10 protein-coding genes are annotated in these 13,823 nt (G+C 62.7%); all 10 read right to left on the minus strand.

Annotation, left to right across the window (positions count from 1 at the left end; all coding sequences use genetic code 11):
* Positions 1 to 17 precede the first annotated feature (17 nt).
* Complete coding sequence (locus tag ACA070_RS30440; protein ID WP_497449478.1) at positions 18 to 1,019, minus strand: serine/threonine-protein kinase; 1,002 nt, start codon at positions 1,017 to 1,019, stop codon at positions 18 to 20.
* Positions 1,016 to 1,744 carry a PP2C family protein-serine/threonine phosphatase gene (locus tag ACA070_RS30445; protein ID WP_010465258.1) on the minus strand — a complete coding sequence of 243 codons (729 nt, stop codon included), beginning with the start codon at positions 1,742 to 1,744 and terminating at the stop codon, positions 1,016 to 1,018. The genes ACA070_RS30440 and ACA070_RS30445 overlap by 4 nt, the downstream gene beginning before the upstream one ends.
* Positions 1,744 to 5,283 carry a type VI secretion system membrane subunit TssM gene (gene tssM, locus ACA070_RS30450; protein WP_497449479.1) on the minus strand — a complete coding sequence of 1,180 codons (3,540 nt, stop codon included), beginning with the start codon at positions 5,281 to 5,283 and terminating at the stop codon, positions 1,744 to 1,746. Before tssM ends, ACA070_RS30445 begins: the two co-directional genes overlap by 1 nt.
* 13 nt (positions 5,284 to 5,296) lie before the next feature.
* Positions 5,297 to 6,172: a type IVB secretion system protein IcmH/DotU gene (icmH, locus tag ACA070_RS30455; protein ID WP_461977899.1), complete on the minus strand. Its 876-nt coding sequence runs from the start codon at positions 6,170 to 6,172 to the stop codon at positions 5,297 to 5,299.
* Positions 6,173 to 6,177: 5 nt separating this feature from the next.
* On the minus strand, positions 6,178 to 7,509 hold the full coding sequence (gene tssK, locus ACA070_RS30460; RefSeq protein ID WP_462029267.1) for a type VI secretion system baseplate subunit TssK: 1,332 nt from the start codon (positions 7,507 to 7,509) through the stop codon (positions 6,178 to 6,180).
* A gap of 2 nt (positions 7,510 to 7,511) precedes the next feature.
* The gene (gene tssJ / locus ACA070_RS30465) at positions 7,512 to 8,012 is read right to left on the minus strand and encodes a type VI secretion system lipoprotein TssJ (protein WP_094469961.1); all 501 of its coding nucleotides are present in this window, start codon (positions 8,010 to 8,012) and stop codon (positions 7,512 to 7,514) included.
* 5 nt (positions 8,013 to 8,017) lie between these two features.
* A complete protein-coding gene (gene tagH / locus ACA070_RS30470) occupies positions 8,018 to 9,214 on the minus strand; it encodes a type VI secretion system-associated FHA domain protein TagH (protein WP_497449480.1) in 1,197 nt (398 codons plus the stop codon).
* Positions 9,215 to 9,231: 17 nt separating this feature from the next.
* Positions 9,232 to 9,372 (minus strand): type VI secretion protein, encoded by a 141-nt coding sequence (locus ACA070_RS30475; protein ID WP_092276060.1) that lies wholly within the window; start codon positions 9,370 to 9,372, stop codon positions 9,232 to 9,234.
* 270 nt (positions 9,373 to 9,642) lie between these two features.
* Positions 9,643 to 11,160 carry a sigma-54 interaction domain-containing protein gene (locus tag ACA070_RS30480; RefSeq protein WP_497449481.1) on the minus strand — a complete coding sequence of 506 codons (1,518 nt, stop codon included), beginning with the start codon at positions 11,158 to 11,160 and terminating at the stop codon, positions 9,643 to 9,645.
* Between the two features lie 10 nt (positions 11,161 to 11,170).
* On the minus strand, positions 11,171 to 13,819 hold the full coding sequence (tssH, locus tag ACA070_RS30485) for a type VI secretion system ATPase TssH (RefSeq protein WP_497449482.1): 2,649 nt from the start codon (positions 13,817 to 13,819) through the stop codon (positions 11,171 to 11,173).
* Positions 13,820 to 13,823: the final 4 nt, after the last annotated feature.

The raw sequence follows: 13,823 nt of genomic DNA on the forward strand, positions 1-13,823 counted from the left end.
TGTTCGGTAGTCATCCGTTACGCCCGCAGTCGCAGGCGTTGCAGCAAAGACGAAGTGGCGCCCAGGGCGTCACGCAATTGGGCGGCGGTGATGGTGCGCTTGGCCGCATCGAAAGCCAGCGCCGTTCGCAGGGCTGGCCAGCAGTGTTTTGGTAGGTTCCGTGGAGCGTGGAGCTCGCGGTCGAGGTGCGCGTCGCGGGCCTCGATCGACGATAAGCGGCGGAACGGATGTTTGCCGCCCGCCAGTTCGTAGAGCACGCAGGCCACACCGTACACATCGGCGCTGGCCGACAACGGCTGGCCTTCGAGCAGTTCCGGGGCGGCGTAGCCCGGGGTCCAGGCGTTGAAGCGATCGCGGCTCAGGTGTGGCAGGCCGGGCAAGATGCCCTCTTCGGCCTGGCCGAGGCCGAAGTCGAACAGGCGCACCCCTTCTTCGCTGAGCATCACGTTGCTCGGCTTCATGTCACCGTGCAGCACGCCGCGAGCGTGGGCGTAGGCCAGCGCGTCGAGCAGCGGCAGCGCGATGTCGCGCAATTCTTTCCACGGCAGGCCCAGGGGCCGCTCGCAGAGCAGTTTGTCCAGGGTCAGCCCACGCATGAGTTCCATGGTGATGAAGGCGCGCTGGCAGTCGGTGTCCACTTCAAAGGTGTGCAAACGCAGCACGTTGTCGTGGCGCAGGCGTCGGGTCAGGGCGAACTCGCTGTAGAGCAAGGCGCTGGCGTCCGGCGATTCGGCAAATTCTTCGCTGAGGATTTTCAGCGCGATGTAAGGGTCGGGATCGCCGAACTGTTCGCTCAGCAAGTCCCGTGCGCGGTAAACCGCGCCCATGCCGCCGGCACCGAGCAGACGCTCGATGCGGTAACGGCCTGCGAGCACGTCGGGCATTTCGCCGACGCTGGCCTTGGTTGGCGCCAGCGCGGGTTCTGCCTTATGCGACTTGGAAAACGCAAAGTAAGTCAGGTTACTGGCCTCTTCGTCGTTCACCAGCAGGTCGTCGAGCGGCGGCATGAGTTGGGTCATTGTCGGATCACCACGGCAGTCAGGTTGTCCCGGGCCGAGCCACGCAGGGCGCCATCGAACAGACGCTCCAGCGCAACGTGCGGCGCGGTCAGGCTCAGGGCATTGCCCAAGGCATCGCTGCTGAGCCCTTGGTACAAACCGTCGCTGCACAACAGAAACGTATCGCCGGGGTAAACCTCGAGTTCGAGCACGTCCAGCGTCAGCACATCGGCGGCCCCGACCGCTCGGGTCAGGGCATGGGCCGACGGATGCGCACGGGCGTCTTCGACGCTCATGTTTTGCTCGTCGATCAGTTGCTGTTGCAGCGAATGGTCCTTGGACAGCTGATACAAACGCTGGCCGCGCCACAGGTAGCAACGGCTGTCGCCGGCCCAGATGCAGGCCGCGCGATTACCTTCCACCAGCAGCGCCACCACGGTGCTGCCCATGATGCTGTCATGGCGCCCGGCGGTGACGGTCAACTCCTGACCCAAGCGGCGATTCAACCAGTGCAGGCACTGGCGAATGCCTTTGAGTCGTTCGTCGAAGTCGTCCTGCACCGGCAATTCCGCCAGGCTGGCGACGATCAACTGGCTGGCGATGTCGCCACCCTGATGACCGCCCATGCCGTCCGCGACCACCCACAGCCCCTGCTGTGGACAGTCGAGAAAAGCATCTTCGTTGCGCGCCCGAACCTTGCCCGGATCGGTACGCGCAGCGCTGCGCCAGGGACTGGCAACCAGCATCAGAGCTGCACCGGCATACGGAAGGTGCGCAGCACGCCCATGTCGAACGGGTTCGGCGTGCGCTGGCTGCTGAGCAGGTAATTGGCGCGCAGGCCGCCTACGTCAGCCTTGAGCACCATCACGTCGCGACCGCTCAGGTACTCGGTCTGCATCAGGTCGAACAGACGGAACAGCGACCATGGGCCGGTGTTCTTTTCGATGCCGATCGGGCGGCCGGCCATTTTGTCGAGGACCAGGCTGGTGCGACCGTCTTCAGCGTCGGTCGGCCATTTAAACGACACCGGCACGATTGGGCCGTGACGGTATTCGATGGTCTTGTCGCCAAACTTGAACTCGGAACGGCTGACGGCCGGGTCGAGGGTGTACGGCTCCAGTTTGAACTGCACTTGCGGCTCGGCCGGGTTGACCGAGAAGAAGCTCTGGCGGATCACTTGGGCCGCGGCCATCTGGTCAAGGTAGACCTTGGAGATCGGCATGCTGTGACCGTCGATGGTGCGCAGGCGGTAGTTGCCTGGGTCGCCACTGACGAACGGACGCATGTAGGTCTCGAAGAAGCGGTCATTGATGCCCTGCGCCTTGAAGAACTCGCGGAAGTCGCTGATCGCGACGTCGCTGGTGCTGTGGGCGCTGAACGGATAACGCTTGTTGATCGCCTTGCCGTAGAAGCTGTACAGCTCGCTCTGATAACGCTGGTTCAGGTACTGGTAGGAATCGTTCAGCACCAGACGCCAGGTGTCTTCGGCCAACACGTTGAACCACACGCTGACCGGACGCGGCAGACGGTTGGAGGCATTGCGCAGGGCGCTCAGCGCATCACGCTGGCCGCTCATGCGGGTCTTGGCCATTTCGAACGCGGCCTGATCCGGGGAACTGGCACGCGCCAGGCTCGCCAGTTGCAGTTGCAGGTCGTTGAGCGCCGCGAGTGCCGGGGTCAAATCAGCGGCCGGGCCGTTGTTGTCATCCAGCAGACGGTGCAGCGGTTCGAAGCGACGTTGCAGGGATTTCTTCGCGGTGTCCGGCAGGTTTTTCATCGCCGCCATGTCCGCGGCCTGGTCCGCTGCGGCAGACGCCAGTTTGCCCAGCTTGCCCAACTTGCCTTTCTGCTCGCCCAGCGCTGCAGCGGCATCAGCGGCTTGATCAACCGGTTCGGCTTCTGCCGGGAACCGGGTGTTCTCGCGCACTTCCACCAGCAGTTGCAGCACCGGGGAATTGGCGGAAGTCAGGCCCGCCAGTTGCTCGGCGCCCTCGCCAGCATCGTTGATCGGTGGCAAGGCAACCTGGCCGACCGCTTCACTCCAGAAGTTGGCGTAGTCGCGGAAGTACAGTTGCTCCAACTCGACCATCAAGCGACGCAAGTCCATGCCGCTGATGCCCGCGCCTTCGCCCAGCACCCAGTTGTCACGCAGGATGTCGGTCACCAGCGCACTGCCCTGGACCGAGAAATACTGCTGATAACCCTGTTGGGTGTAGAAGCCCGGGATCACGTAATCGGTGCCGACAAACAGTGAAGCTTGCGGGCCCATGTGTTGGCTCAAGCGGTATTCCGGCAGGTTGCGGGCCTGCTCGCGCAGCATCCGGTAAACCACGTTGGCCAGCGACTCGCTGCGCAGCACCTGACGCGCTTGCGCCACCAGTTGATCGTTCAGCGGGTAGATAAACGGCTGCTTGAGCAAACGCTCGAAGTGCGTGTTCAAACCGTTCTGCACCGCGGTGTTGCCGGCGTAACGCTGGGACCAGTCAGTGGCGACCCAATCCTTGAGCCATGCCGCATCGCGACGATCCTTCATGTTCAACATCAGGTACGCACGCAGGCTGTTGAGCAGGCGTTCGCGGTCCTTCATGTTGGCGCGGATCTGCCCTTCCAGCAGGGTCGCGACTTTCGGCAGCAATTGCGCTTCGAGCTCACGCTCGTACGCGTCCTTGACCACCGGGTTGACCTCTTCACCTTGGTACAGGCCGCCACGCTCGTGGTACGACACGTCACCTTTTTTCGGGAAGACCTGGGTCGCTGCGTAGCTGGTGTCGAGGGTCTTGAGCACCGCCATGGAATCATCACGCGCGGTCAGGGCCGAGCGTTGTTGAGTCCAGTTGGTGGCCAGGTTGCGCAGGTTTTCCAGACGCTCGTAGTTGGCGGAGAAACCGCCGGCCCAGAGCATGCCGAACAGCGCCAGTGCCGCCAATGCGCCCACGTACAGCGCACGTTGGCCCCAATGGATGCGGCTGCGCTCGCGCTTGTCCAGACCGGCCAGGTCGGCCTCGGGAAAAATCACCCGGCTGAGCAAGTGGTGAATGAACCGCGAGCGGCCACTGCGCAAGGTCGGCAGCATGCCGGCGCTCATGCCCAGACTGGCGCCGATGCCGGCGGTGGTCTGGTCCATTTCCTGAGTCAGGTGCGGAGCGCTGGTCAGGTAGAAACCGCGCAACTGGCTGACGCGCTGGTAACGGTTGCCAGTGAACGCCATGTCGACGAACAGGCACAAGCGCTCGCCGATCTGCCCCAGTTGATGCGGGAAATCGAGGATGCGGCCACGGCGCTGGGTGTCGCGCTCCTGGTGCATGCGCATGATCACTTGGCTGTTCAGGCGACGCAGCAGCTCTTCAAACTCGGCGCGCAGCACGGCAACGTCGGTGCCGCTCTGGTCTTTGCGGAAGCTGGTGCCGAGCACCTGATCGCTTTCTTCGCGGGTCAGTTGATCGAAGAACTCGTCGAAACCGAGCAGTTTGTCAGCCTTGCTCAGCACCAGATAAACCGGCACATCGACATGCAGCTTCTGATGCACGTCTTGCAGACGCGCACGCACTTGGCGAGCCAAAGTGTCGAGGTCTTGCTCGGTGTTGCCCAGCAGCAATTCAACCGGGATAGTCACCAGCACGCCGTTCAACGGACGGTTGCGACGACGCTTGCGCAGCAGGTCGAGCAAGGTGCTCCAGGCGCTGCCATCGACTTCGGCATCCGGCTGGGTCAGGTAACGCCCGGCGGTGTCGATCAACACACCGTGGTCGGCGAAATACCAGTCGCAATGCCGGGTGCCGAGGGTGTCGCGGGTCAGCTTGCGGTCGATCTTGTTGATCGGAAACTCAAGGCCCGAGAAGTCCAGCAGGCTGGTCTTGCCGCTGCCCTGCGGGCCGATCAGCAAATACCACGGCAAGTCACTGCGCCAGCGTTCGCTGCGACCGCGATAGAGGCTCGAGGTCTTCAGGGTTTTCAACGCATCCTTGAAGCGTACGCGAAGTTCTTTTTGTTCCTCGTCGATCAGCTCGTCACGGCGGATGCGGTCCTGGCCGTCTTCGGTGTCTTCGACAGCTTTTTTACGCACACCGGCGCGCCAGCTGACGAAGACCATGGTCAGGCCCCAGATCAGGAACAGCACACTGATGGTCAGCAAGCGGGAGGTCGAACCTTCCCAGAACTTGTAGTCATCAACGGCCAGCAGCGGCCCGGCGAACCACACCAGCAGCGCGACAAACAGCACCACCAGCAAGGTCCAGACCCAGGTCTTGCGCAAGAATGCGCCGACTTTCTTGAAAAACTTTTTCATCACACGTCCCTGTTTACGGCTGCGACTGCGGCTGGACCGCGGCCGGATCTAGCTGCTGAAAAGGTTGCAGAACGGTTTCGCGTTGCTCGCCCAAGACCCAGGCGAAACCCGAATACATCACCACCAGGCAGACCACGGTGAACAGCACCACCATCCACGCCGGCACGATGCGCACCAGGCTGCGGCGCTGATCGTTCAAGCCTTCCCAGTGCGGCGAAAGCTCGCGTGGCACGTCGCCGCGCAACTGACGAATCTGGCGATACAAGGCGTCGCGGATGCCTTCGAGTTCGAGCATGCCACGCGCTTGCACGCGGTACTTGCCTTCAAAACCGAGGGACAGGCACAGGTACATCAGCTCCAGCATCGGCAGGTGCTTGACCGGGTTTTTCGACAGGCGATCCAGCAGCTGGAAGAACTTCTCGCCGCCGAAGGTTTCGTTGTGGAAGCTGCTGAGCAGGCTCATCTGCGACCACTCGCTTTCGTTGCCCCACGGCGTGGTGACGACAGCTTCATCGACCACGGTGCAGAGCACGTACCGCGCGGCCATCACCTGGCTGCTTTCGGCGCCGTTGTGCAGCGCACGCACTTCAAACAGTTTCAGCCCGGCGGTCAGTCGCTCGTTGAGCGCATACATGTCTTCGCGGGTGTCGCTGTGCTTGAGGCGCACCACTTCCGATAACAGATCGGACGCGGCGGCCACCAGCGAATTGAGGCTGATGTTGAAGGATTCCGCCGGGCGCAAACGCGCGGCGTAAATCATCCGTTCTTCGAGCTGCTCAAAACGCGGCGGTGCAGCGAAATCGGTTAGCGGACTCTGCGCGGGGCCGTGGCCCTGGCGGTCGAGCAGGACGGTTTTATCGTCCTGGTTATGTTCCATGTCCTTGATCATGTCGGTCAGTTCCTGATGGCCCAGAATTTCAGTTCAAGCTCGGCGAATTCGCCGGACACGTGGAACGCGAAGCCGCCGGAGCGCTCGAGTTGTGCCAGGTCTTCGGAACTGAGTTCGAGAATGAAATAGGTTTTGTTGGAGTGGAACGCGATCTGCCGTGGGGCCACCGGCAACGGTTTGACCTTGATGCCCGGCAGATGCAGGTTGACCAGTTGGCGGATGCGCTCCACCGGGCCGACCTTGAGGTGCGCCGGCAAGCGGTGGCGCAGTTCTTCGGAGTCGCAGTTGGCACTGGCCGCGAGCACGAACGACGCCGAGCCCAGCAGTTTGTGGTCGTGCAACGGCGAGACGATGATCCCGTACTGACGCGCTTGCAGCACCAGTTCGATGGCGTGCTGCTCGAGCACCATCGACAGCACCTGACGAATCGCTTCCATCAGTTTGCGGAAGCTCGCGCCCTGGTCGCTGTGCTGGTAACGGCTGTCCAGACGCGGGCGTTTGCTGTCGCTGGAAAAGGTCGCCAAGTCGCCGAGCATGGTCAGCAGCGTGCGGTACAACTCCTCCGGGTGAACCTGCTCCAGGCCGAGGTAGTGACGCAGCAGCAGTTCGGTGCGGTTGATCAGTTGCAGCATCATGAAGTCGCCGACTTCCGCGCCGCCGACCTTGCCATTGGAGCGGATGCGCTCAGCGATGGTGTCGCCACGGTGGCCGAGCATGCTGATCACTTCTTTCAGGCACGACAGCAGGTAGCTGGAGGCGTGCGCCTGAATGTAGGTCGGCACGAAATCCGGATCGAGGCTGATCACGCCATCGGGCGTGGTGTCGAGCACGTCGCAGATTTTCAGCTTCACGTAGGCCTGGTCACTCTGCTGCTCGCCGAGCAACAGTTTGAAGTCCGGGCGACCGCAGCTGACCTGGCTGGCGGAATCGTCGCCGGCGTTGGAGTCGGCCACTTCCGCTTCGTACGCGGTGTAGCGCGCCAGCACGTCGGATTGTTCAGGGCGGCGGGCCTCGATGTGGTTGCCGGTCACCAGCGGCAGCGCCAGGTAAATCGGCGTGTTGCCGGTGTTCGGCGGCACGTCGAGGGCCAGCGGCTCGGTATTGCCGCCGAGTTCGAACAGGCTGCCGTCCGGCAGAATCCCCGAGGCCTGGCTGATCACCAGTTTGCCCATGTTAAGGAACTGCAAGTCGATGTCCAGGTTCAGGAAGCCCCAGGTGTAGCTGCCCAGCAACTGGGTGCGGGTCTTCATCTGGTGGTCGTAATAACGGTCGTTATGCTGGAAGTGCTGCGGACGCAGCAGCATGCCTTCCTGCCAAATGACTTTATGGGAATTCATGTTCAGTCATCCGCCTTGGCGAGCGTTTCGTTGCTGTTGCGAATACCGGCCTGATCGAGGGTCAGGTCTGCGTCGGTGACTTCCACCGGGGTGACTTGCACCGTGTAGCGCCATTTGGTTTCCGGCAGGTCGCGGTAGGCGGCGAGGATGCCGACGTAGCGGCTGCCCTCCTCCACGCTGAGCTTGAGTTCGACGGTTTCACCCGGGCGCAGCTCGAGTTCTTCGCTGGCCACCAGGTCCGGTGCCAGGGATTCCTTGGCGCGCTCGTACAGGCTGAAGAAGTCAGCGTTCTCGAAGGTCACCGGGTGCTTGAGCTCGAACAGGCGCACGACGATCGGCGACGGACGACCGTTGAGGTCCGGGTTCAGCTGATCGCTGGCGGTGAGCTTCAGGTTGAGCTTGGTGACGTGGGAATACGGTGAAAGCGACGAGCAGCCGGCCAGCAGCACCAGGGCCGCGAACGCCGTCAGCGTCTTGAAAAAAGCGGTCGAGCAGCGAGACATGCGCATCATCCTTGGTGGTCGGTGTGAAGGGTGGAAATCAGGCGGATCTGTTCTTCGTAGGCCTGGGCAAAGTCCCGGGCCAACAGGCGCTCGCTCCAGTCATCGTCCTGTCGCAAGGCCTGGTGATAACGACCGTACGCTCTCCAGCGGCTGCCGGACGTGGCCAGAATCGGCTTGTTGTCGCGCTCGAAGCGCAGGATCAATTGCTCTGGCGAGAAGTGATCCAGCGTGCCGCGAACGGCGGCGCGGCTGGCGGTCAGCAAGGCCACTTGATGCGCCTGCAAATCACGGAACGAGCGAGAGATTGCTTGCTCAGCCGGCAACTGGCCCGGCTTGTTCGGCTGCAACAGAATGCCCAACGCTTCACCGGCATCGACGGCGAATTTCAGCGGGTTTTTGTGGGTGCCTTGAACAAGGGTCTGGGCCAGGCGCAATTCGTTTTTCAGTTCGCTGCGGGTGCGCAGGCTCTGCTGCAAACCGCCGACGCTCTGCTTGAGCAGGCGTGCCGCGTTCAGCGCCAGCGCTTCGCGAGCGTCGTGGTCGAGACCTTTGAGGTCCACGCCCAGCGCCGCGCCGAAGTGCTCCCAGAAACCCTCGCTCTGACGCTCGACGGCTTTCGGCGCCGGAGCTGGCTCGGGTTCTGCCGGAGCGTTGATCAGCTCCGGGACCATCAGGCTTTCCATGTCGATGCGGGCGTAGTCGGCGCGCTGACGGGTGTCCTGTGGAGCGTTGTTTGGCGAGATCAGTTCGTCGATTTCCGAGTAAACGCGCTCTTGCTGATCGAGGGCGTTCAGCGGATCTAGGTCGAGGAACGCATCGTCCGGAATGATGCTGCCCGCCGCTTGCGGACGGCCGACTTCCACGTCGAAGGTCGCCGGGTCGCGCACCAGCCGTGCACGGATCTCGAAATCACCCAGCACGTACACGCTGCCGTGCTCGATGCGCATCGCTTCGCCCTTGCGCAGGCGCGCGCCGCTTTCGCTGTCCTGGATACCATTGCTGCTGGTATCGGTCAGGAAAAACGTGCCTTCGCGGTAGCTGATCACCGCGTGGTGGTTGGACAGATGACGCTTGCGGTCGGGAATGATCCAGTCGCAGTCCTCGCCCCGGCCAATCACGCCACCGGCCTGTTTGAAGGTCTTCTGGCACAAATCCGTGGGCACGAACTGCTTGGTGTTCAGCATTTCGAAAACCAGTTCCATGGTGATACTCCTTGCGGTCACTTGCCGCGATTGACCGCCTGCGGATCACCCAATGGGCGATAGGTGTTGTCGTTGAATTTGTAATTGCCGCTGCAGCCGCCGAGGCCGCATAGAACGACGAGGGTCAGCAGGACGGCTTGCCAGTGACGAACAGGCATCAGAGGGTCTCCATGGGTAGACAAAGCACAAAGCGCCGACCCGGTTGGGCGGCGCTGTTAGAAGCAAATTTGGTTAGGCCGAGGGCTCTAGCCTGAGGCCTGGCACGTCGCCTTTGTGGCGAGGGAGCTTGCTCCCGCTCGACTGCGCAGCAGTCGTAGATCAGCAGATGCGGCTTAACTGATGCACCGCGGCGCATGAGTTTGGGGCTGCTGCGCAGCCCAGCGGGAGCAAGCTCCCTCGCCACAGGTAGTGGTTGGCCGAGAAAAACGTTAACCATCAAAGTCACCCAAATTGATATTCAGGCGCCCAAGGCGATAAAGCAGCGTGCGGCGTGGCAGGCCGAGTTCGCGGGCGGCGAGGGTCTGGTTGCCGTCGTTTTTGCGCAGGCAATCGAGCAGCAGACTGCGTTCGACCTGCTCCAGGCGTTCGCGCAGGTTCAGGCTGTTGTCTTCCGGCATGGCTTCCATGCGCAGGGAAAAATGCTCGGCCAGCAACTCGCCGCCCTCGCACAGCAGCACCGCACGTTCGACCAGGCCTTTGAGTTCGCGCACGTTGCCGGGGAAGGCATAACCGGACAGGTGATCCAGCGCCGCATCGGACCAACGCACCGCGTCACGCTGCAAGAACGAGCAAGCCTTGTCGGCGAAGTGCCGGGCCAGGTCGAGGATGTCGCCTTCGCGCTGACGCAGGGCCGGCAACTCGATCGGGAATTGCGCGAGGCGGTAGTACAAGTCCTCGCGAAATTTGCCTTCGCTGACCAGCACCGACAAATCCCGGTGGGTCGCGGCGATGATGCGCACGTCGATCTTGTGGGTGTCGTTGGACCCCAGCGGACGGATCTCGCCTTCCTGCAACACGCGCAACAGCTTGGCTTGCAGGGACAACGGCATGTCGCCGATTTCATCCAGCAGCAGGGTGCCGCCATTGGCCGCGTCGAACAGCCCGGCACGGTCGCGATCAGCACCGGTGAACGCGCCTTTGCGGTAGCCGAACAGTTCGCTTTCCAGCAGGTTCTCGGGGAACGCCGCGCAGTTCTGCACGATGAACGCCTGGGAACGGCGCGGGCCGCAGTCGTGAATGGCGCGTGCGACCACTTCCTTGCCTGTGCCGGTTTCGCCGCGCAGCAGCACGGTGTACGGGCTGTGCAGGACTTTGCTGATCAGGGAGTAGGTCTGGCGCATGGCCTTGCTCTTGCCGATCAGGCCGTAACCGCTGGCGCTTGGGACACTGACCTTCACGGGGCGTACGTCACCGGTTGGCTGACGCAGACGTTGTAGCAAATGCAGTTGGCCGAGCACGAACGAACCCAGTTGCCCGAGGGAATCGGCGAAGCCTTGCAGGTCGATGTGCCGGCGACTGGCGCACAGCAGCAAGCCTTCAACCGCCTTCTGCTGATTGACCAGCGGCACGCACAACAGCGACTGCCAAGGCGTGGCCTGCGGCGGCAAGAAGCTGGTTTCGTGAAGGCTGCCGCTCAACTCGCTGAGGCTCACTACGCGGTTCTGGCACAGGGCGAATTGCAGCAGCTGTTCGCCGTTGTAATCCGCCGGCAGGCTCGCCGCTTCCCGGGGTTGCAGGATGCCGTTGAGGCACTCGGCGTTCATCCCCAGGCACGTGTGAGTCGCGTCCAGCAGGTACAGCTGCGTCAATTCGCAACCACTGAGCTCGGACAACCCGCGCACGAAGTCACCCAGCAGCGCAGCACCGTCCGCCGCGCGCGACAGGCTGGCGAACTGCGCCAGCAAGGCTTCGGCATAGACCAGCGGTTGCGGCACTTGAGTGAACATCACACCCACCTCAGGCGAACTCGCAAGTCACACTGGCGCCGCCGTCGAGCGTCGCGTGGACACGCTTGAGGTTTTCACCGGTGGCCATCGCGTCGAGCAAGCGGTCGGCCACCAGTGGCAGCACGTGCAGGTCAAGCAAGTGGTCGATCAAACGCGCGCCGCTGTCGCTTTGGGTGCAGCGTTCGGCCAGGTGATCGACGAGGTCTTGCGAATAAGTGAAATCCAGCTGACGACGGTTCAGGCGCTCGCCCAGACGACCGAGTTTGATCTCGATCAGCTCGCGCAGCACCGGGCCGCCCACCGGGTAGTAAGGCACCACGCGCATCCGTGCCAGCAGCGCCGGTTTGAAGTGCTTGCTGAGGACCGGGCGAATGGTTTCTTCAAGCACTTCGGCTGATGGGCGCGCGCCGTTTTCGCAGAGTTCGCTGATGCGGTCGCTGCCCAGGTTCGAGGTCATCAGGATCAACGTATTGCGGAAGTCGATCTCGCGCCCTTCGCCGTCATTGGCCACGCCTTTGTCGAAGATTTGGTAGAACAGGTTCAGCACGTCCGGGTCGGCTTTCTCGACTTCATCGAGCAACACAACCGAGTACGGCTTCTGGCGCACGGCTTCGGTGAGCATGCCGCCCTCGCCGTAACCCACGTAGCCCGGCGGCGCACCGATCAGGCGCGAGACGGTGTGCTTCTCCTGGAACTCGGACATGTTGATGGTGGTGATGAAACGGTCACCGCCATACAGCAAGTCCGCCAGGGCCAGCGCGGTTTCGGTCTTGCCGACGCCGCTCGGGCCGACCAGCAGGAACACGCCGACCGGTGCGTCAGGTTTGTTCAGGCCGGCAGCGGTGGCGCGCATCGAGCGGTCCAGGGCGTGGACAGCTTGCTCCTGACCACGAATGCGCGTACGCAGGTCGGTGGCGAAGCTGGCGACCTTGGCATTGTGTTCGCGGGCCAGTTGCGCCAATGGCACGCCGGTCCAGGCGCTGATCACTTCGGCGACCAGACGCGGGCACACTTCGAAGCTCACCAGACGTTCTTTGACCTGAAGTTCGGTCAGCGCTTTGTGCGTTTCGTTGAGCGCGGCTTCCAGGGTTTCGACGCTTTGCGCTTCGTCCACCGGCAGCGTTTCGATCACGGTGCCTTCGGCGTCTTCCTCAACCATGACGGTCGGCTCGACGGCAGCCGCTTCGCGAGCCTTGGCCAGTTGCTGACGCAAGTCCAGCAGACGTTCAGCCAGTTCTTTCTGTTCGGTCCACAGGGTTTCCAGTGCGACCCTTTCCTCTTCGGCGGTCGCCAGGCGATCTTCCAAAGCATTCAGCGCTTCGTGATCGATCAGCAAGCCTGCTTCAGCATCACGGCGCAGGGCCTGACGCTGACGGCCACCTTCAGCCAATTCGCCACGCAGGCGCTCAAGGCTTTCCGGGGCGGCGGCGAGGCTGATGCGAACGCGGGCGCAGGCGGTGTCGAGTACGTCGACAGCTTTGTCCGGCAGCTGACGGCCCGCGAGGTAGCGTGCGGACAACTCGGCCGCCGCGACCACTGCGTCATCGCGCAGATAGATGCCGTGACTCTTCTCGTACACCTGAGCCAGACCACGGAGGATGGTCACCGCTTCGCTGACGGTCGGTTCGTGCAGTTGCACCGGCTGGAAGCGACGGGCCAGGGCCGGGTCTTTTTCGAAGTATTTTTTGTACTCCGCCCACGTGGTGGCGGCGATGGTGCGCAACTCGCCACGGGCCAGGGCTGGCTTGAGCAGGTTGGCCGCGTCGGAACCGCCGGCATTGCCTCCTGCGCCGATCAGCGTATGGGCTTCGTCGATGAACAGGATGATCGGTTTCGGCGAGGCTTTGACTTCGTCGATCACGCCTTTCAGGCGACGTTCGAATTCACCTTTGACGCTGGCGCCGGCCTGCAACAGGCCCATGTCCAGCGACAGCAGCTCGACGCCTTTCAAGACTTGCGGCACTTCACCGGCGGCAATGCGCGAAGCCAGACCTTCGACGATCGCGGTTTTACCGACGCCGGCTTCACCGACCACGATCGGGTTGTTTTTGCGGCGACGGGCGAGGATGTCGACCATTTGACGGATCGCGCCATCACGGCACAGCACCGGGTCGAGTTTGCCGTCGCGGGCCTGTTGAGTGAGGTTATGCGTGAAGCGCTCCAGCAGCGATTCACCCGGTACAGCCGGTTTGCCAGTGGCCGGTTGCTCTTTCTGCGACAGGGCAAATTCTTTCAGGCGCTCGATGTTCAGCTTGGCCAGCAACGACTGGTAGCGGCTTCCGGCGTAGCGCATCGGGTTGCGCAGCAGCGCGAGGATCAACGCGGCTTGCTCGACCTGACTCTGGCCCAGTTCAAGGTTGGCCACCAGCAACGCGTCTTGCAGCCACTGCACCAGTTCCGGGGCGAACACCGGGTTGCGCGACGCGCTGTGCTCGACCCGCGATTGCAACGCGGCGCTCAGCTCACCGGCATCCACTTCGGCGTCTTGCAGCGCGCGTGCGAGCAAGCCTTGCGGGCGCTCCAGCAGGCCGAGCAGCAAGTCTTCGACGAGGATTTTGCTGCCGCCACGGGCGACGCAACGCTCGGCCGAACTTTCCAGATCACGACGGGTTTCGGCGTCCAGCGCCTGGATAAGTTGTTGCAGGTCTACGTTGATCATTGGT

Source organism: Pseudomonas sp. LBUM1678 (assembly GCF_059695575.1).

Excerpts from the sequence above, each read along its gene's own strand:
- ACA070_RS30440 (WP_497449478.1), bottom strand. The coding sequence starts at position 1,019 with ATGACCCAACTCATGCCGCCGCTCGACGACCTGCTGGTGAACGACGAA.
- ACA070_RS30475 (WP_092276060.1), bottom strand. The coding sequence starts at position 9,372 with ATGCCTGTTCGTCACTGGCAAGCCGTCCTGCTGACCCTCGTCGTTCTA.
- tagH (WP_497449480.1), bottom strand. The coding sequence starts at position 9,214 with ATGGAACTGGTTTTCGAAATGCTGAACACCAAGCAGTTCGTGCCCACG.
- icmH (WP_461977899.1), bottom strand. The coding sequence starts at position 6,172 with ATGATCAAGGACATGGAACATAACCAGGACGATAAAACCGTCCTGCTC.
- tssH (WP_497449482.1), bottom strand. The coding sequence starts at position 13,819 with ATGATCAACGTAGACCTGCAACAACTTATCCAGGCGCTGGACGCCGAA.
- ACA070_RS30445 (WP_010465258.1), bottom strand. The coding sequence starts at position 1,744 with ATGCTGGTTGCCAGTCCCTGGCGCAGCGCTGCGCGTACCGATCCGGGC.
- tssM (WP_497449479.1), bottom strand. The coding sequence starts at position 5,283 with ATGAAAAAGTTTTTCAAGAAAGTCGGCGCATTCTTGCGCAAGACCTGG.
- ACA070_RS30480 (WP_497449481.1), bottom strand. The coding sequence starts at position 11,160 with ATGTTCACTCAAGTGCCGCAACCGCTGGTCTATGCCGAAGCCTTGCTG.
- tssK (WP_462029267.1), bottom strand. The coding sequence starts at position 7,509 with ATGAATTCCCATAAAGTCATTTGGCAGGAAGGCATGCTGCTGCGTCCG.
- tssJ (WP_094469961.1), bottom strand. The coding sequence starts at position 8,012 with ATGTCTCGCTGCTCGACCGCTTTTTTCAAGACGCTGACGGCGTTCGCG.